15 protein-coding genes are annotated in these 17,908 nt (G+C 31.2%); 11 read left to right on the forward strand and 4 right to left on the reverse strand.

The window, feature by feature from the left end; translation table 11 throughout:
* The first annotated feature begins 2 nt into the window (after positions 1 to 2).
* The 4 genes from FBFL15_RS05270 (at position 3) to FBFL15_RS05285 (ending at position 5,566) form a co-directional block, all read left to right on the forward strand.
* Positions 3 to 1,154: an N-acetyl sugar amidotransferase gene (locus FBFL15_RS05270; protein ID WP_014083607.1), complete on the forward strand. Its 1,152-nt coding sequence runs from the start codon at positions 3 to 5 to the stop codon at positions 1,152 to 1,154.
* 97 nt (positions 1,155 to 1,251) lie between these two features.
* Complete coding sequence (locus tag FBFL15_RS05275) at positions 1,252 to 2,286, forward strand: sugar transferase (protein WP_014083608.1); 1,035 nt, start codon at positions 1,252 to 1,254, stop codon at positions 2,284 to 2,286.
* Positions 2,287 to 2,359: 73 nt separating this feature from the next.
* Positions 2,360 to 3,160 carry a polysaccharide biosynthesis/export family protein gene (locus FBFL15_RS05280; protein WP_014083609.1) on the forward strand — a complete coding sequence of 267 codons (801 nt, stop codon included), beginning with the start codon at positions 2,360 to 2,362 and terminating at the stop codon, positions 3,158 to 3,160.
* 9 nt (positions 3,161 to 3,169) lie between these two features.
* Positions 3,170 to 5,566, forward strand: coding sequence for a GumC family protein (locus FBFL15_RS05285; RefSeq protein ID WP_014083610.1), 2,397 nt, complete (start codon positions 3,170 to 3,172; stop codon positions 5,564 to 5,566).
* A 44-nt stretch (positions 5,567 to 5,610) separates the two neighbouring features.
* On the opposite strand, the gene FBFL15_RS05290 is transcribed toward FBFL15_RS05285, so the two are convergent.
* A complete protein-coding gene (locus FBFL15_RS05290) occupies positions 5,611 to 7,239 on the reverse strand; it encodes an acyl-CoA carboxylase subunit beta (protein WP_014083611.1) in 1,629 nt (542 codons plus the stop codon).
* A gap of 697 nt (positions 7,240 to 7,936) precedes the next feature.
* Between FBFL15_RS05290 and FBFL15_RS05295 the strand changes: the two genes are divergently transcribed.
* From FBFL15_RS05295 to FBFL15_RS05325, 7 genes are all read left to right on the forward strand, one after another.
* Positions 7,937 to 9,328: an RtcB family protein gene (locus FBFL15_RS05295; RefSeq protein ID WP_014083612.1), complete on the forward strand. Its 1,392-nt coding sequence runs from the start codon at positions 7,937 to 7,939 to the stop codon at positions 9,326 to 9,328.
* A 16-nt stretch (positions 9,329 to 9,344) separates the two neighbouring features.
* On the forward strand, positions 9,345 to 10,028 hold the full coding sequence (gene prfH, locus FBFL15_RS05300) for a peptide chain release factor H (protein ID WP_014083613.1): 684 nt from the start codon (positions 9,345 to 9,347) through the stop codon (positions 10,026 to 10,028).
* A 58-nt stretch (positions 10,029 to 10,086) separates the two neighbouring features.
* Positions 10,087 to 10,581 carry a hypothetical protein gene (locus FBFL15_RS05305; protein ID WP_014083614.1) on the forward strand — a complete coding sequence of 165 codons (495 nt, stop codon included), beginning with the start codon at positions 10,087 to 10,089 and terminating at the stop codon, positions 10,579 to 10,581.
* Between the two features lie 490 nt (positions 10,582 to 11,071).
* On the forward strand, positions 11,072 to 12,898 hold the full coding sequence (locus tag FBFL15_RS05310) for a beta strand repeat-containing protein (RefSeq protein WP_014083615.1): 1,827 nt from the start codon (positions 11,072 to 11,074) through the stop codon (positions 12,896 to 12,898).
* Between the two features lie 290 nt (positions 12,899 to 13,188).
* Positions 13,189 to 13,659, forward strand: coding sequence for an Lrp/AsnC family transcriptional regulator (locus FBFL15_RS05315; RefSeq protein ID WP_014083616.1), 471 nt, complete (start codon positions 13,189 to 13,191; stop codon positions 13,657 to 13,659).
* An 11-nt stretch (positions 13,660 to 13,670) separates the two neighbouring features.
* Positions 13,671 to 14,438 carry a cyclase family protein gene (locus FBFL15_RS05320; RefSeq protein ID WP_014083617.1) on the forward strand — a complete coding sequence of 256 codons (768 nt, stop codon included), beginning with the start codon at positions 13,671 to 13,673 and terminating at the stop codon, positions 14,436 to 14,438.
* Position 14,439: 1 nt separating this feature from the next.
* A complete protein-coding gene (locus FBFL15_RS05325; RefSeq protein ID WP_014083618.1) occupies positions 14,440 to 14,796 on the forward strand; it encodes an MmcQ/YjbR family DNA-binding protein in 357 nt (118 codons plus the stop codon).
* A gap of 90 nt (positions 14,797 to 14,886) precedes the next feature.
* Here the strand turns inward: FBFL15_RS05325 and FBFL15_RS05330 are convergent, their stop codons facing one another.
* From FBFL15_RS05330 to FBFL15_RS05340, 3 genes are all read right to left on the reverse strand, one after another.
* Complete coding sequence (locus FBFL15_RS05330) at positions 14,887 to 15,507, reverse strand: porin family protein (RefSeq protein ID WP_014083619.1); 621 nt, start codon at positions 15,505 to 15,507, stop codon at positions 14,887 to 14,889.
* Positions 15,508 to 15,723: 216 nt separating this feature from the next.
* The gene (locus tag FBFL15_RS05335; protein WP_014083620.1) at positions 15,724 to 17,058 is read right to left on the reverse strand and encodes an aminotransferase class III-fold pyridoxal phosphate-dependent enzyme; all 1,335 of its coding nucleotides are present in this window, start codon (positions 17,056 to 17,058) and stop codon (positions 15,724 to 15,726) included.
* Positions 17,059 to 17,414: 356 nt separating this feature from the next.
* Positions 17,415 to 17,894: a GNAT family N-acetyltransferase gene (locus FBFL15_RS05340; RefSeq protein ID WP_014083621.1), complete on the reverse strand. Its 480-nt coding sequence runs from the start codon at positions 17,892 to 17,894 to the stop codon at positions 17,415 to 17,417.
* Positions 17,895 to 17,908 lie beyond the last annotated feature (14 nt).

Here is a 17,908-nt window from a genome sequence, read left to right on the forward strand (position 1 = left end):
AAATGCAAAATTTTAAATACCAAGCCGATAAAATTTGTTCAAGGTGTATAATGGATGACACTGTAGAAGGAATAACATTTAACGAAAAAGGTGAATGCACATTTTGTGAAATTCATGATGAATTAGAAATGCAGTTTGCATTAAACGATCATTCAAAAAAAGAGTTAGAAAAAATAGTGGCTAAAATCAAACAAGATGGCAAAGGGAAGCCTTATGATTGTATAGTTGGAGTAAGCGGAGGTAGAGATAGTACTTATACTTTATATGAAACTGTAAAATTAGGATTACGTCCTTTGGCAGTACATTTTGACAATGGTTGGAATACAGAGCATGCCGTAAATAATATAAAGAATGTTTGCAAAAAATTAAATGTTGATTTATACACTCATGTGGCTGTTTGGGAAGAGTTTAAAGATTTGCAAAGAGCTTTTCTTGAAGCATCAGTACCCGACGCAGAAGTTCCTACAGATTGGGTAATATTTTCTGTTTTATTTAAAGAAGCCGCTAAAGAAAATTTGAAGTATATTATTCATGGACACTCCTTTAGAACCGAAGGAACTACACCAATTTCATGGACCTATATGGATGGAAGATATGTAAATGATATCCATAAAAAATTTGGAAAACTAAAAATTAAAAGTTTTCCAATTATGAACATGTCAGATTATTTGTATTATTCATTTATAAGAAAAATAAAACAAGTACGTTTGCTGTATTATTTACCTTATGATGAACAAGAAGTTTTAAAATCTTTGACAAGTGAAGTAGATTGGCACAATTATGGTGGCAAACATCATGAATCGAAATATACTGGTTTTTTTCAATCTTATATTTTAACAAGAAAATTCAATATAGATAAAAGAAAACTCCATTATTCTGCTCTTTTAAGAAATGGACAAATAACTCGAAATGAAGCTTTATTAATTGTTAAAAAAGACCCTTTTACTGAAGGAATTGAAACAATAAATTATTGTCAGAAAAAACTAGGTTACTCTGCTGAGGAGTTCGATAGCATCATGAAATCTCCAGTAAAATCTTATAAGGATTATAATTCATATTTTAATATTATAAAAAAATTGAAAAAACCTATTTTTTGGGCAACCAAATTAGGTATAGTTCCAGATACAGTTTATAGAAAATTTTTTAAATTTTAAAATATTTTATTAAATTTAAGTATATTAAATGCTATAATATTAGTTTTTATTATTATTTAACCATTAAAATTAAGTCATAAGTTAAAATATCTTGTCAATGCCAAAAGAATATCTACTTAATAAAAATATAGGTAAGGAAGGGTTAGATTTTGTCAATCAATTTTGTTCTCTAGAAAAGGCAATTGTTTTGGCTACTCAAAATATTTTTAATATTGAAAGCATTGAAAGCAAACAAGTTGCAATTATTAATATAGAACGTATTAATGATATAAAAAAACTAAATAGTTTTTTAAAAAAGGTAAATAAAAAACTTAATAATGACGGCGTTTATGTGGGTTGTGCAGAAACCTATATGGTAAGAAAAAATAGGTTGATGAAAAAATTCCCTAAACCTTTAAACCATATTTATTATTTTTTCGATTTCTTAATAACAAGAGTGCTTCCAAAAATATGGTTTACAAGTAGAGTCTATTTTTATTTATCAGGCGGCAAAGGTAGAGTGCTTTCAAAAACTGAGGTTTTGGGTAGGTTAGTGTATTGTGGTTTTGGAATAGCAGAAGTTAAGCAAATTAATAATTTGTTGTATTTTGCAGTAAAAAAAGTAAATGAACCTCAATATGATGCACATAAACCTAAGTACGGCTTTTTTATTAAATTGCCACGAATAGGAAAAGATAGTAAAATTATAAAAGTATATAAATTAAGAACTATGCATGCTTATTCTGAGTATATTCAGAAATATGTTTTTGAACAAAACAATTTGGCCGAAGGAGGAAAGCTTAAAAACGATTTTAGAATTCCAACTTATGGAGAAAAATTAAGAAAATACTGGATAGATGAGTTGCCTATGCTCATTAACTTATTGAAGGGCGAAATGAAAATCATTGGTGTTAGGCCATTAAGTGCACATTATTTGAGTTTGTATAATCCAGAATTAGTAGCATTAAGAACTCAAACAAAACCTGGACTGTTGCCCCCATTTTATGCCGATTCGCCTAAAACTTTAGATGAAATTATGGATTCTGAAAAAAAATACTTGCTTCAATACCTGAAAAGCCCTTTTAAAACAGATGTTAAATATTTTTTTAAAATTCTACATACTATTTTCATTAAAGGTAAGCGAAGTTCCTAACAAAAAAAATAGCTTACATTTTTATTATCTATAAAAATCACTTACTTTTGCAAAAAAAAATTAAATATATAAAATGATTATTACAAAACATCACTTTACCAATAAAATTGGTTTGAAATTCTTGTGTTTTTTGTTATTAGGAATGATGGCATCTTCATGTACTTCTTCTAAAGACATTATCTTATTGCAAGATGTGCATCAAAATACTAGCAATACTATTCAAAAAAGCTATATAAACACGATTCAACCTGATGATAATTTAGCTATTTTCGTGTCTTCGTCAGATAATGTTGGTGTACAATCTTTCAATATGCCTGTAAGTGCTATTAATGTTGCTTCGGGTACCGTTTCGGGGATTCCAAAGCAAATTACTTATTTAGTAAAACAAGATGGTTCTATAGAGTTTCCTGTTTTGGGTAAAATTCAGGTTTCTGGATTAACCATGCTTGAATTAACAGAAATGTTAAAAAGTAAATTGAAAACTTATCTAAATAATCCTATTGTAAATATTGAATTGCAAAATTTTAAAGTAACGGTACTAGGTGAGGTAAACAAACCAGGTGTGTATCCTGTAAACCAAGAAAGAATAACCATTTTTGAAGCTTTAGGTTTGGCTGGTGATTTGAATATTACGGCTATTAGAAAAAATGTGTTGGTGATAAGAGAAATCAACAAAGAACAAAAATATTTTAATGTTGATTTGACATCCAAAAATATTTTTGAGTCAGATGTTTATTATTTGAAAAAAAATGATGTTGTGATTGTTGCTCCCAATAATGCAAAAATTAAATCAGCATCTTATAACGCCAATACACCCGTTTTAATATCATTGGCCTCTGTAGTACTTTCGTTAATTATAATTTTAACAAAATAATTCCTCAAAATGTCAGATTACAAAGATTTATTTATTGATAATGATCAGCATCATAATAATAATGACAATATCGATTTTAAAGAAAACTTAGAAAAATATTTAGCACATTATAAATGGTTTTTATTAAGTATTTTTTTGTGTTTAATTTTGGGAATTGTTTTTATCAAATATGCCAAACCCGTTTATCAATCTACAGCTACCATTTTACTAAAAAAAGACAAGTCGGGTGGTCCTTTGAATGAAATTTCGATGTTGCAAGATTTAGGAGTGGGGGCAGGAAATAATTTTGTTGAAGACGAAATTCAAATTATTAAATCTATTCCTATAATAAGTAATGTTGTTGGTAAATTAAACTTAAATATTAAGTGTTATAAAAAAACGAGTATTACACACAAAGTTATTGAGGTATATAGCAAAAGTTTACCATTTTATATTGTTCATAAAAAACTGGATAGTAGTAGGGTAATAAATTCTGAAATTAAAATCAAATTTACAGATAAAAATCAATTTACTGTAAGTTCTGATAGTGTAAGTAATCAAAAATACCGTTTAGGGCAAACCATTAATATTGGAGCCGATGAACTGATTTTTGTACCCAAAGCAGATTATAACAAATTGGTTACAAAGGATGTAGTGGAAGCAATGGAGTATAACATCATGGTAATTCCGTTTGATATTGCTGTGGATAATTATCGAAATGACATTCAAGTAAACCAAATCAGCAAAACATCTAATGCAGTTGAGTTAAGTTTAAAATCGGAAATTCAAGCTCAAGGGCGTGATATTTTGAATGTTTTAGTCCAAGAATATATTGCCAATGGAATTGTAGATAAAAATCAGGTTGCTCTAAAAACAGCCGAATTTATCAATAAAAGAATTGTGGTTTTAGATGATGAATTGAATGTATTAGAAAAAAATGTTGAAAATTTTAAAAAACAAAATAACCTTACAGATATAGTGTCTGAAGCCAAGCTTTTTGTAGAAGGCCATGCCGAAATAGAAACTAAAATTCAAAATAATAATATTCAATTGGGGTTAATCAAATACATGCAAGATTATTTGAGTAAAACAAAAGAAGATTTAATTCCTACAAATATCGGACTTTCGGACTTGACGTTAGCAAAAAATATTGAAATGTATAATGAGTTATTACTCAAAAAAAGGATGTTTGCTAAAAGTGTTACAGCTCAAAATCCAGAATGGATTAATTTAGCAAATTCTGTTGTAAGTTTACGTAAAAATATTATAGATGCTCTAGAAAATCAAAGAAAATCTTTTGAAATAACAAGCAGTAATTTGCAGTCGCAGAATACAAAAATCAATTCAAAAATTAGTGATATTCCTGTTCAAGAAAGAAAATTTAGAGAAATTTATAGACCTCAACAAACAAAAGAAGCATTATTCTTGTTTTTATTGCAAAAAAGAGAAGAAGCTACTATAACATCTGTATCAACTTTACCTTCGGCCAAAATTATTAATAAAGCCAACGGTTTATTTGAACCTATTTTTCCCAAAAAATCCTTAATTCTGGGAGTGTTTTTATTCATTGGAATTTTAATCCCTTTTCTGATAATTTTTATAGGACAATTGTTGGATACCAAAATACATAATATTGGACAGCTAGAAAAATTGACTTCTGTTCCAATCATTGGAAATGTTGCAAAAGGAACAAATAAAACCCGTAGTATTGTTGAGAAAAACGACCGAACCAATGTAGGTGAATCTTTACGTCATTTGATTGCCAATTTGAATTTTGTAACCAATAATGCTAAAAATTCAACTATATTAGTAACTTCTACTATGAGTGGTGAAGGTAAATCGTTTGTGGCAGCAAATTTAGCTACTTATTTGGCTCACTCTGGTTATAAAGTAGTTTTGTTAGGTTTAGATTTACGTGCTCCAAAACTTTATGAGTATTTCAATATAGATAAAGCTAAAGGTATAACGCATTTTATTACAGATAAAAATTTAACAGTTAAAGATATTATCAACCCTATTCGTGAAGTTCCTAATTTGGATTTAATTGACTCTGGTTTTATTATTCCTAATTTTAATGAAATTATTCAAACTACTCGACTGACCGATCTTGTTGAAGAACTCAAAAAAACCTATGATTATGTCATTTTTGATACAGCACCTGTTGGTTTGGTATCAGATACTTTGCATTTGAATAATTTGGCTGATTTATGTCTTTTTGTAGTAAGGGCTAATTATTTAGATAAACGGATGTTGTTTGTAGTAGAAAAAATTAAAACGGACAAACGATTTAAGAAAATTAATTTAATTTTGAATGATGTAGATTTTACTTCAAACAAATATGGTTATGGCTACGGTTATGGCTATGGCTTAGAAGAAAATGATACCTCTTGGTTTTCAAAAATTTTCAAAATAATTAAAAGAAAATAAAAAAAAGGCTGTCCTTCATAAGTTTTGGACAGCCTTTTTTTTAATCATACTTGGATTATTCCTAAATTAAATTTTTTCTCAATCGGTGCATGATTGGCAGCTTCTATTCCCATCGATATCCATGTTCGGGTGTCTGTAGGATTGATAATGGCATCTGTCCACAATCGAGCGGCTGCATAATAAGGCGATATTTGAGCATCATATTTGGCTTTTATGGCTTCAAATAGTTCTTTTTCTTTGATTTCATCAACCATTTCCCCCTTTGCTTTCAAGGCCGAAGCTTCAATTTGCATCAATACTTTGGCGGCTTGGGTACCTCCCATTACAGCGAGTTCGGCACTTGGCCAAGCAACAATTAGCCTTGGGTCGTATGCTTTGCCGCACATAGCATAATTTCCAGCCCCATAGGAATTACCAATGATAACCGTAAATTTTGGAACAACCGAATTAGCAACTGCATTTACCATTTTGGCGCCATCTTTTATTATTCCTCCATGTTCTGATTTTGATCCAACCATAAATCCTGTTACATCTTGCAAAAATACTAATGGTATTTTCTTTTGATTACAATTTGCTATAAATCGTGTTGCTTTGTCGGCACTATCAGAATAAATAACTCCTCCAAGCTGCATTTCTCCTTTTTTCGATTTTACAACTTTTCGTTGATTGGCAACAATCCCAACAGCCCAACCCTCTATTCTAGCATATCCCGTTACTATGGTTTGTCCATATCCTGCTTTATATTCGTCAAACTCCGAATCATCAATTAGTCTATTTATGATTTCCATCATATCATAAGGCTCATTTCTGGACTTGGGCAATACTCCAAATAGAGCTTCTTCCAATAATTTTGGTTTTTGTGCTTTGATTCTGTTAAAACCTGCCACTTCAAATTGTCCCATTTTTCCCATCATGCGTTTGATTCTATCCAAAGCGTCTTTATCATTAAGTGCCTTATAATCTGTTACGCCCGATATTTCGCAGTGGGTTGTTGCTCCACCAAGTGTTTCATTGTCAATATTTTCGCCAATTGCGGCTTTTACTAAATAGCTTCCTGCTAAAAAAATACTCCCCGTTTGATCTACTATCATGGCTTCGTCAGACATTATTGGCAAGTAGGCACCGCCAGCCACACAACTGCCCATTACGGCTGCAATTTGAGTAATACCCATGCTGCTCATTATGGCATTGTTTCTAAAAATTCTTCCAAAATGCTCCTTGTCTGGAAAAATTTCATCTTGCAAAGGCAAATATACCCCTGCAGAATCTACTAAATAAATGATGGGCAATTTGTTTTCAATGGCTATTTCTTGGGCCCTTAAATTTTTTTTTCCGGTAATAGGAAACCATGCACCAGCTTTTACTGTTGCATCATTGGCCACTACAACACATTGAACACCAGAAACATAGCCAATTTTTACTACTACACCACCCGAAGGACAACCACCATGTTCGGCATACATACCGTCGCCTGCAAAAGCACCTATTTCGATATTGTTGGCTTTTTCATCTAACAAATAATCGAGTCGTTCTCGTGCCGTCATTTTACCTTCGGCATGTAATTTTGCTATCCGTTTTTCGCCACCACCTAACTGAACTTTTGCAAATCGTTTTCTAAGTTCTGAAACTAAAAGTTTGTTATGGTCTTCATTTATATTAAAATGTTCATTCATAATTGCTAATTTGATATTTTCTAATGGCTAAAGTACATTTTTTTTTCTAATAATTGAAATTATATTCGTTTAAATTTTGAAAAAAACAATATAATAATCAAAACACCAATCCTTACTTCTTTATTTTTTAACAAAAAATTATAATATAATATTTATTTATATTTATAAAATATACTAAAAATTATACATTTTAAATTTATTTTAATTTTTTTATAAAAAATATGTTTTTTTATTTGGAAATGTAAATTTTAATTACATAAATTTGCACCGTTAAAAAAAAATAATACTAACCTTTAATAAAGCGAAGAGATGTTTAATTATACTACTCCTACATTCAGTACCTTATCAACAGTTGTTGGTTTGTGTCATCTTCGTGGTTTTTCTTTTAGATAGCGTTTTAATTATATATAGAAAAAGCCCGAAGTAAAGTTTAATTTCGGGCTTTTTTGTTTATTCTAGACACTTCAAAATATTATCCCGAAACCTTGCACTAGCTCCATTTTTTTGGATTGTAGCTTATAATTGTTTAAAAATTACAATTATTACCTTATATCTTTTTTTATTTAAAATCATATCTTTTTTTAAATAATGAAAGTGTTATTCAGCTTTTTATGAAAAAAAATCAAAAGTTATATTTCAATTTTATTATACATAAAATCGAATTAATATCTTGACAATCAAGATAGTATATATAATCATGGGAAATAAAATATCTGGAAAAGACTTAATAAAATTAGGTTTTCCAAAAAATAATGCAATAAATATTGCCTTGGGGCAAATTAATAGATATAGAAAAAGAGAAAAAAAAGAACCTATTTTGAATGAGGCAAAAGAGGTTTTGTTGTCGCCAGAAAAGTTTAAAAATCATGGTACTTGGGGCAAAGTTGCCGAAGGATTGGTTAATCCTGTATCAATAAGAATGCACCAGTTGCATAATACACGAGCACCTTTTACCATTTTTGGAGAAAATGACATCGATGCTCAAGCAAAGTTTCAATTGTATGATGCATTAAAATTGCCCATATCGGTTGCAGGAGCGCTTATGCCCGATGCACATTCGGGTTATGGATTGCCAATAGGTGGTGTTTTGGCTACTAATAATGCCGTAATTCCTTATGGCGTTGGGGTTGATATTGGATGTCGGATGAGTTTGTCTGTTTATGATTTGCCAGCTTCTTTTCTGAAAGGCAAAGACCATCAACTGCAAGCCATTTTGAAGAATCATACCAAATTTGGCATGACCGAGGTTCATCAAAATAAAGCTGATCATGCCATTTTTAGCCATCACGGATTTCAAGATGTGCCGTTGCTGAAAAGTTTATTGACTAAGGCATACAAACAACTTGGTACTTCTGGTGGAGGCAATCATTTTGTGGAATTTGGCATTGTAGATTTACAAAATCCGCTTTCAGAATGGCATTTAGCCCCTGGCAGTTATTTGGCGGTTTTATCGCACAGTGGTTCGAGAGGTCTTGGAGCCAATATTGCCAAACATTATACCTATTTAGCTACAAAACAATGTCCGTTACCCAAGCATGTTCAACATTTAGCATGGTTAGATTTGAACACACACGATGGACAAGAATACTGGTTGGCAATGAATTTGGCTGGCGATTATGCAAAAGCCTGCCATGACGATATTCATAGACGCATAGCTAAAGCATTGGGCAGAAGAATTGCATTGACCATAGAAAACCACCACAATTTTGCTTGGAAGGAAACCGTTAATAATCAAGAGTGTATTGTGCACAGAAAAGGGGCAACACCGGCAAGTTTAGGCGAGCTTGGCATTATTCCTGGTTCCATGACAGCACCAGGGTTTATTGTAAGAGGTAAAGGCAATTTGGAAAGTTTACAATCGGCTTCACATGGTGCCGGAAGGCTATATTCGAGGTCCAAATGCAAGTCTATTTTTACTCAAAGTGCAATTAAAAAAGAGTTGCAAAAATTTGATGTACAGCTCATTGGAGGAAATATAGACGAAGCTCCAATGGCATACAAAAACATACAGCAAGTGATGAAAAATCAAGAGGAATTAGTTGAAATTATAGGAACGTTTACGCCAAAAATTGTAAGAATGGATAAATAGTTTTAAAAAAAAGATAATGGAAAAAATAATACAAATTACCTCGGGAAGAGGGCCAGCCGAATGTGAGTGGGTGGTTGCACAAGTGCTCAAAAAAATGCTAGAAGAAGCAGCAATTTATGGTATAAAACACAATATGCTATACAGAGAACCTGGAGCAGAAAATGGTACTGTGGCCACGGCATTGATCAAATTAGAAGGACCAGAAACAACTCGTTTTGTTGCTTCTTGGCTCGGTACAATTTTATGGATAGGAAAAAGTGCATATAGAAAATTTCATAAAAGAAATAATTGGTATATCGGAATTTTTGAAGTTCAAGGCAATCCACAAGACCATTTTCAGGAATCGGATATTCGATACCAAGCCATTCGCAGTTCGGGTGCGGGAGGGCAGCACGTAAATAAAGTTAGTTCGGCTATTAGAGCTACGCATATTCCAACAGGTTTATCTGTTTTGGCTATGGATTCTCGATCGCAACATCAAAATAAAAAGTGGGCTACGAGTAGATTGCTTGAAAAATTAGCCGAAAGAGCCGATCAAAAAATCAAACAACAAATGCAACATACTTGGCTCAATCAAACACAAATTGAAAGAGGCAACCCTATTCGTACATTTGAAGGAAGTGATTTTAAACACAACAAAAAGATTAAAAGTTTCAAGCCCGAAAGGCAAAAAGCTAAGCTAGAATTAAAAAAATATTGATATGACATGTAACTGTTAGTTTACAATTACATAATCTATCATTATAAAAAATATAAAAATGAAAAATATAGATAAATATTTATTTCAAGCCATGGACAACTACCCATATTGGCTTGAAGGCACCATAGAATCGTTAGATTATGCCTTGTCTTATGACGAAAATAGCACTATGGCCTTATGTTTAGCAGGAAGGATTCAAGCAGAACAATTATTGAACTATGAACAAGCAAAATGTTATTTTCAAAAAGCATTGTCTATAAATGTTCATGCTTTAGAAGTCTATCCACATTTTATCCAAACATTACTTTGGAATGATGATTTGGACGAGGCAAAAAAATTAATTGCATTTACTTTGACAGTAAAAGGAGTTTCTAAAATAGACATTTTGCTAAAAAAAATACAATTATTAGAACTACAATTCAAGATTAAAAAAGCACTAAAAATCATTTTAGAAATAAAAAGGCTCACAACTAATAATGATTATCAATCGACTATTGAAGACACAAAAAAAAGATTGAAAGATAAATTAAAACAAAATAAAACAAGAAAATAAAGTTTTGATTTTCATGTAATACATTATTGTGATAAAATTATAATTTTTTTAATTTAATAAAGTATATACTTATTTATATTTTTAATATTATTTATAAAGTAGGTTTATATTTGATAATTATAATAAAATAAATATTAAAATTTTTTATATATTAATTGTTTATTTTTTTACAAATAATAAAAATAAAATAAAAGTTTATTTTTATAATAAATAAATATATCGATAAAAAGTTTAATAATAACGATGAATGATGTTTTTTATGTTTCGTTTTTTATGAAAAATGAGAAATTTTATTTTTAACGAATTAAAAATTAATATATTTTTAAGATAATATTTATATAATAATTGCATGTAAAGTAATTATGTTATATATTTGCATATCTTGTAAATACAAATATATTTATATGTTGTAAATATAATTTACAATTGACACATGTACATTATTTAATGTTTAAATAAAATAGACTAGAATTATAAAATTTAATAGAGAATGAAATATATTTTGAAATTTGTATTTGGAATATTTTTATTATTTAATATTTCAATATGTTACACACAAGTGGTAGGTACACCAATTATAATTTTAAAAACAAGTGCTAAAGTCGCAAGCATCAACTGTTCAAGTCCAGTCAATACCGGCTCACTTGTAGATGGTCTAACGGTTTCTACAACAAATACATCTACTATTACGTATTCAGGTGCAAATGGAAGAGGTTATAGTTCGCAAACCATTAGTTCTACTGGAATTACTGGTCTAACAGCAACAACAGATGCGGGTGTTTTATCAAATGGGAATGGTAGTATTACATATACGATTACTGGCACTCCATCTGGAACAGGAACAGCTAATTTTGAAATAAAAATGGGAGGGCTATCTTGTACATTATCTAGAACAGTAAATGCGGGTTCTATAGGTAGTTTATCATGTGGTAGTCCAACTCTTGATGGTCGAATTATTGTAGGGAAAACGGTAAATTCAACGGTAACATCTACAATTTCTTATACAGGAGGAAACGGTGGCGGTTATCCTACACAAACTATTAATTCAACTTCTGTTACAGGTTTAACCGCTACAATACAAGCAGGTAATTTTAATGTTGGTTCTGGAAATTTAGTTTACACTATAACAGGCACCCCAGCAGCAGTTGGATCTGCCAATTTTAATATTAATTTAGGAGGAAAAACATGTATCATGACTGTTACTGTGTCTTCGGCCACAGTAAATAGCATTGATTGTATGGGTACTGTTGTAAGTAATATATTAAAAAAATCAATAAACACTACGGGTAATACAATAACTATTCCCTATACAGGTGGAGACGGAGGTGTGGTTGCCCAAACGGTTTCCTCAACTGGAGTAACTGGAATTACTGCAACATTAACTGCCACTGCATTAAATGAAGGCAATGGAAATTTAATATATAATCTAAGTGGAATACCTTCGAATTATGGTGTTGCCTCTTTTAATATAAACTTTGGCGGAAAAAGTTGTACACTTCAAGTTTCGATTGCGGGTACTTCACCCGTTTTCAATTGTGGAGGAGTTGTTTCTACGGTATCACCAGCAATTGGTAGCTCATTAAATGTTTTGTCTAATGGGACAACTTTTACTGGTACATATACAATTCCTTATGTCGGTGGTGATGGAACTACTGCATACGGAACTACTTCTCAAACAAAAAATGGTATTACCTTTACAAGGGTTGCAGGCACTTATGCTGTAAATGCAGGAGTTATTGTATATCAAGTTTCAGGAAATTTGACTGATAATTCTAGTCCAACATCTTTTACAATTGAAGGTTGCTCTGTAAGTTGGAAAGTAACTTTTACTCTTCCAGCAAAGTCATGGAGTGGATGCAATGCAGGAAGCCAAGGTTTTACAGATGTTTTTCAAACGGATTTTCAAGACATTGGACCTACATTTAATTTAAGTGCTTCAAATGTTAGAATTTTTTATACTAATGCTAATATTACAGCTAAAGGTACTGTAATTTCTGGAAATCCTACAAAAGAATTAGGAGGGATAGCGATATTTAAATTGGTTAATATTGCCACTGGAGTTGAATACTTATTAACTGGTGATGCAACAACTACTGTGATCTTTCAATCTTGTCAGAATTGGAATACAGGTAACCATTCTGCTAATGCAACAATAAGTGGAAATTCAAATTATCAAACACTACCAGCTGGAACTTATAAAATTCAGGTTTCTGGTATAAGTAAATTTGCGGGTTGCAATAGTGGTAGTTCAGATTCGTGGGCGGGTTGTGCACCAGATTTAAGTTATGGTACAAAACTTACAGTAGATCCTATGTAATACGAAATATATATATAAAATAGTCTAATATATTGATTCTTTTTTGCTAAAATGAGTAAAAAAAAAATAGTTCCTTGGCCCAACTATGCAATGATTTTTTTTGAAAATTTTTTCTAAAAAATAACTACACATCTTTGAACTATTTTATAAATATATTTGGTGTATGAAATGTTATAGGTGTTTTCAAATGGGTTTAATGCTTTTAATTTAATATAAATAGACAAAATTTACAATTGTATTATTAAATTTTAAAAACAAATTAGCTAATTTTGCTTTCAAATTGAAATCTAATGAAAACAAATGCCTTGCAAATTGAAATTGACGGTATAGACAAAGAAATTTTGCGTGAACTGATGGAAGATGCTCGAAAACCAATATTGCAAATTGCAAATAAAATTGGTATTTCTGGAGCTGCTATTCATCAAAGATTACGAAAATTAGAACAATCTAATGTTATTGCAGGTTCAAAACTTTTAATAAATCCCAAAGTTTTAGGATACAATACAATGGCTTTTATTGGTGTATATTTGGATAAAGCATCTCGTAATGCTGATACTATAAAAGAGTTGAAAAATATTCCAGAAGTGTTAGAATGTCATTATACAACAGGAAATTGGTCTGTTTTAGTAAAAATTATTTGTAATGATAATGAACATTTAATGCGGTTATTAAACACAAAAATTCAAGCAATTGATGGAGTATCCCGAACAGAAACTTTCATTTCGCTAGACCAACAAATTAACCGTCAAATTCAATTGTAATTTTATAAAATATGAAAGCTATTATCAACAATATTCATCAAATAGATCTAAATAAACCTATTGATATTTCGATACCTTTATCAAATACTGATGATAATCCTATTGCGTGGTACCTTTCAAAACCATCTATACAACCCGTTCAAATGGACAATTGGACGGGTAGTGTAGCTGCTGGTAGCAGTACTAACTTTAACAATATTTCTTTTAATCCTCATGCACACGGTACACATACTGAATGTATTGGTCATCTTACAAATGAATTTTATAGTGTCAATAAAACGCTTGATTGTTTTTTTTTCTTGGCAAAATTAATTACAGTAATGCCCGAAAAAATAAATGATGATTATCAAATAGGACTTAGTCAAATAGAACCGTTATTACATGATAATGCTGTTTGTAAAGCGTTAATTATAAGAACATTGCCGAACGAACCCGCTAAAAAAAGCAGGAAATATTCCAATACGAATCCACCATATATTACAAAAGAAGCTGCATTATTTATAAAAAAACAAGGTGTTAAGCATTTGTTAGTTGATTTACCAAGCCTTGACAAGGAAAAAGACGATGGACAACTAGAAGCACACAAAGCTTTTTGGAACATCAAAACTGTAAATCCAATCAATCAAGATGCTCGTTTTGAGGCCACTATAACGGAAATGATTTTTGCAAATAATGATATTGAAGATGGCTTTTATTATTTGAATTTACAAATTGCACCTTTTGAAAACGATGCAACTCCATCAAAACCAATATTATATAAAATAGAAAATTTTTTATAAGATGAATATTCAAGATTTATATGACTTTTGCGAGGCTAAAAAAGGAGTAACACAGCATTTTCCATTTGATCAAGACACACTTGTTTTTAAAGTTGGAGGCAAAATATTTTGTTTAACGTCATTAGATTCATGGGAAAAAGCTACGCCATCTATCAATCTAAAATGCGATCCAGAAAAAGCCATTGAGCTTCGAGCCAATCATCAAGGTATCAAACCAGGGTACCACATGAATAAAAAACATTGGAATACTGTAATGGTAAATCAAGAGGTTTCAAACCAACTTTTGATTACACTAATCGATCATTCCTATCAATTGGTTTTTGATAGTTTGCCACAAAAAATAAAAAAGGATCTATAAGTTGTTGTCTAAATATATTTGGAATAAAATGAATAGTAAAAAAAAAGCCTCAAATATTTTTGAGGCTTTATATTTGAAATGTGATAAAAATTAAAATTTGTATGCAGCATTTATTGAAAATACTCTGTGTTTGTTAGAATCTGAACCAGTTTGTTTGTTTTTTTCAATTTCTGATAATCCCAAGCCATAACGTACTCCAATAGCAATATTTTCTGTTACATCATAGCCAGCACCAATATTTAATGTAAAATCAACTCCTTTTGTAGAACTTTTAACATTTGTAGTTGTGTTATTTACAGTTTGTTTTGATGTAAGTAAAATACCTAATTGTGGTCCTGCCTCTAGGCTAAATTTGTCTGCTACAAAATATCTTGCCATAACTGGAATAGTAAGATAATCTGTTTTTAATTTTGAATTGTAGGATACAGTCGAAAAACCAGGTATTGAATAACTATAAGTATAGGAAACCCCTTGCATAGAAAACAATAATTCTGGTTGTACATAAAATTTATCTGCAACATTTAAGGTTAAAAAACCACCAAAATTTGCACCTGCTATGGCTTTACCATCGTAATCACCTGTTATAGATGCCATATTTAAACCTGCTTTTACACCATATGCCAGACTTTCGTTTGAACTTGATTTTTTACTTTGTGCATTGGCAATATTCATTACTGCTAATCCTACTAACGATAAAACTATTTTTTTCATTTGTTTGTAATTGTTTAAATTATTGGGAACAAATTTATAAAAAATATAATACTTTACATTTTTTATATGATAAATAATTACATTCTATTTATTATTATACTATATAGATCTTAATAATATTTATAAATCAAGTAGTTACATTTATTATTTTAAAAAATGTTTTAAATTTATTTTTAAATAAACGGTACTTTTACAGTTGTTTTTGGTTAAAAACCCTTAAATCATATTTTCATCTGCAATTTTCAAGGCTTCGGAGATGATTGCTAAACCTTCATCAATTTCGGCCTCGGTGATAATTAATGGTGGCGCAATAAAAATGTATCCCCAACGCACAAAGGTGTAAAGACCAAGTTCTCTTAATTTGGCACCCACTTTGTTCATCACTTCCATTTCGGTTGCATTGGCATTAAATGGCGCCATTAATTCATAAGGTGCGTGACTTTTTACCACTTCCAAACAACCCAAAAGTCCTTTGTTTCTGAATTTTCCAATAGAAGGGTGTTGTGCTCTCATTTCGTCAATGCGGCGTTCCATATAGGCACCCATTTTAACGGCATTTTCAATTAAATGATCGGTTTCATAAATGTTTACGTTTGCCAAAGCAGCTGCCAAAGCCACCGGATGCGAGTTGTAAGTCAATCCCAACCAAAGCGGATTGGTTTCGTATTGGGCTGCAATTTTATCTGAAACCATCAAACAACCCAAAGGTAAATAAGAGGAAGTCAGCCCTTTTGCCATACAAATCATGTCGGGAATGATGTCGTGGTGCTGAAAACCAAACCATTTTCCGGTGCGTCCAAATCCGCTCATTACTTCATCGGCAATGAACAGAATTCCGTGTTTTTCACACATTTCTTTGATGCCTTTCAGATAACCTTTTGGATAATGCAAACAGCCAGATGAACCGCTTTCGCCTTCAAAAACGAAGGCTGCAATGGTATGTGGCCCTTCATAACGAATGATTCTTTCCACGGCATCCAAGCTCCATTTGAGTTTGGTAGCCTCGTCTTGATCGCTCAAACCATAGAAATCATAAGGGTCGTCAAGGTGAAAAATATTGGTGGCTTGTTGGGCATCTGCAAATATTTTTCGAGGGTCGCCCCCCAAAGTCATACTCGCCGAAGAATTGCCATGAAACCCTCTGTAGCGTCCAAATATTTTGTGTCGCCCTGTATAAAGTCGGGCTAATTTGATGGCATTTTCAATAGAAGAAGCCCCGCAAAGTGTAAAAAAAGCTTTGTTCAAATCGCCAGGGCAAATTTCAGCTAGTTTTTTGGCTAGTTTGGCTCTGATTTCGGTTGTGCAGGAAGGCGTTACATAACTCACTTTTTGCATTTGTTCTACCACCGCATCGGTAATTCGTTGGTCGCCATGACCAATGTTTACCGACATCAATCCACTCGAAAAGTCGATGATTTTTTTGCCACCTACTTCATATAAATACACTCCTTCGGCTCTTTCAATAGCAATGGGGTTTACGGGTTTTTGGGCTACCCAAGTAAATAAACTATATTGTTTACTGTCGTCAATAATTTGTTGTTTGTCTAACATTTTTTTGTAAAATGGTGTTGTGTAGTTAAAAAAAATAAATTCAATAAATTGGTTAAAAACATCAAATATAATTATTAAAACTGAAGTTTAAATAAATTTTTCACATCAATTAATAAAAAATATTGAATATTTATAAACCACAAAATTACTATTTTTTTAATTTAAAACGCAACACATTTTATTTTTTTTAAATTATACCAAATATATTTATAAAATAGTCCAAAGATGCGTAGTTATTTTTTAGAAAAAATTGTCAAAATAAAATCGTTGCATAGCTGGTCTACGGAACTATTTTTTTTAATAATTTTAGCAAAAAAGAACCAATAGATTGGACTATTTTATATGTATATTTGGTATTATAATAATATTGCCATCAAATATTCGTCAATAAATCGATTGTCGCTTTTCAGAAAACCATAATTTTTCAGCATTCCTTCTTTTTGAAAACCTACATTTTCATACAGCTGAAATGCTTTGTGGTTGTGTGTTGCCACACTCAACTCAATTCGGCTCATGCCATTGGATTTGCAAAACGCAATAATCTCTAGCAGCATTTTTTTTCCCAGACCTTTCCCAAAATATTTAGGAACGATGCCAACTCCGCCCAAATATGTAATATGGGAACAACGATAGGTGAGAGGGATCAATTTGCACATTCCTACGGCAATTTGATTGTCTATAAAAACATACAAAACACCTTCATGAATGAGTTTTTCAAAAATGGGTTTAAAATCCTCAGGAGGCATGATTTCATACAACAAAAAAGGATTTACCTCGGGATGCATGTACAAATTATAAAAAAATTCAAAATTGCTTAGCGATGCTTTTTGTAACATATTTTATTAATCTA

The sequence above is a fragment of the Flavobacterium branchiophilum FL-15 genome (genome assembly GCF_000253275.1).
In the GTDB taxonomy this organism is placed as follows: domain Bacteria; phylum Bacteroidota; class Bacteroidia; order Flavobacteriales; family Flavobacteriaceae; genus Flavobacterium; species Flavobacterium branchiophilum.

What these genes read in the sequence shown, in the direction of transcription:
- FBFL15_RS05290 (WP_014083611.1), bottom strand. Translation starts at nt 7,239, where the DNA reads ATGAATGAACATTTTAATATAAATGAAGACCATAACAAACTTTTAGTT.
- FBFL15_RS05305 (WP_014083614.1), top strand. Translation starts at nt 10,087, where the DNA reads ATGAAAAATATAGATAAATATTTATTTCAAGCCATGGACAACTACCCA.
- FBFL15_RS05285 (WP_014083610.1), top strand. Translation starts at nt 3,170, where the DNA reads ATGTCAGATTACAAAGATTTATTTATTGATAATGATCAGCATCATAAT.
- FBFL15_RS05325 (WP_014083618.1), top strand. Translation starts at nt 14,440, where the DNA reads ATGAATATTCAAGATTTATATGACTTTTGCGAGGCTAAAAAAGGAGTA.
- FBFL15_RS05295 (WP_014083612.1), top strand. Translation starts at nt 7,937, where the DNA reads ATGGGAAATAAAATATCTGGAAAAGACTTAATAAAATTAGGTTTTCCA.
- FBFL15_RS05280 (WP_014083609.1), top strand. Translation starts at nt 2,360, where the DNA reads ATGATTATTACAAAACATCACTTTACCAATAAAATTGGTTTGAAATTC.
- FBFL15_RS05330 (WP_014083619.1), bottom strand. Translation starts at nt 15,507, where the DNA reads ATGAAAAAAATAGTTTTATCGTTAGTAGGATTAGCAGTAATGAATATT.
- FBFL15_RS05315 (WP_014083616.1), top strand. Translation starts at nt 13,189, where the DNA reads ATGAAAACAAATGCCTTGCAAATTGAAATTGACGGTATAGACAAAGAA.
- FBFL15_RS05320 (WP_014083617.1), top strand. Translation starts at nt 13,671, where the DNA reads ATGAAAGCTATTATCAACAATATTCATCAAATAGATCTAAATAAACCT.
- FBFL15_RS05310 (WP_014083615.1), top strand. Translation starts at nt 11,072, where the DNA reads ATGAAATATATTTTGAAATTTGTATTTGGAATATTTTTATTATTTAAT.
- FBFL15_RS05275 (WP_014083608.1), top strand. Translation starts at nt 1,252, where the DNA reads ATGCCAAAAGAATATCTACTTAATAAAAATATAGGTAAGGAAGGGTTA.
- prfH (WP_014083613.1), top strand. Translation starts at nt 9,345, where the DNA reads ATGGAAAAAATAATACAAATTACCTCGGGAAGAGGGCCAGCCGAATGT.
- FBFL15_RS05270 (WP_014083607.1), top strand. Translation starts at nt 3, where the DNA reads ATGCAAAATTTTAAATACCAAGCCGATAAAATTTGTTCAAGGTGTATA.
- FBFL15_RS05340 (WP_014083621.1), bottom strand. Translation starts at nt 17,894, where the DNA reads ATGTTACAAAAAGCATCGCTAAGCAATTTTGAATTTTTTTATAATTTG.
- FBFL15_RS05335 (WP_014083620.1), bottom strand. Translation starts at nt 17,058, where the DNA reads ATGTTAGACAAACAACAAATTATTGACGACAGTAAACAATATAGTTTA.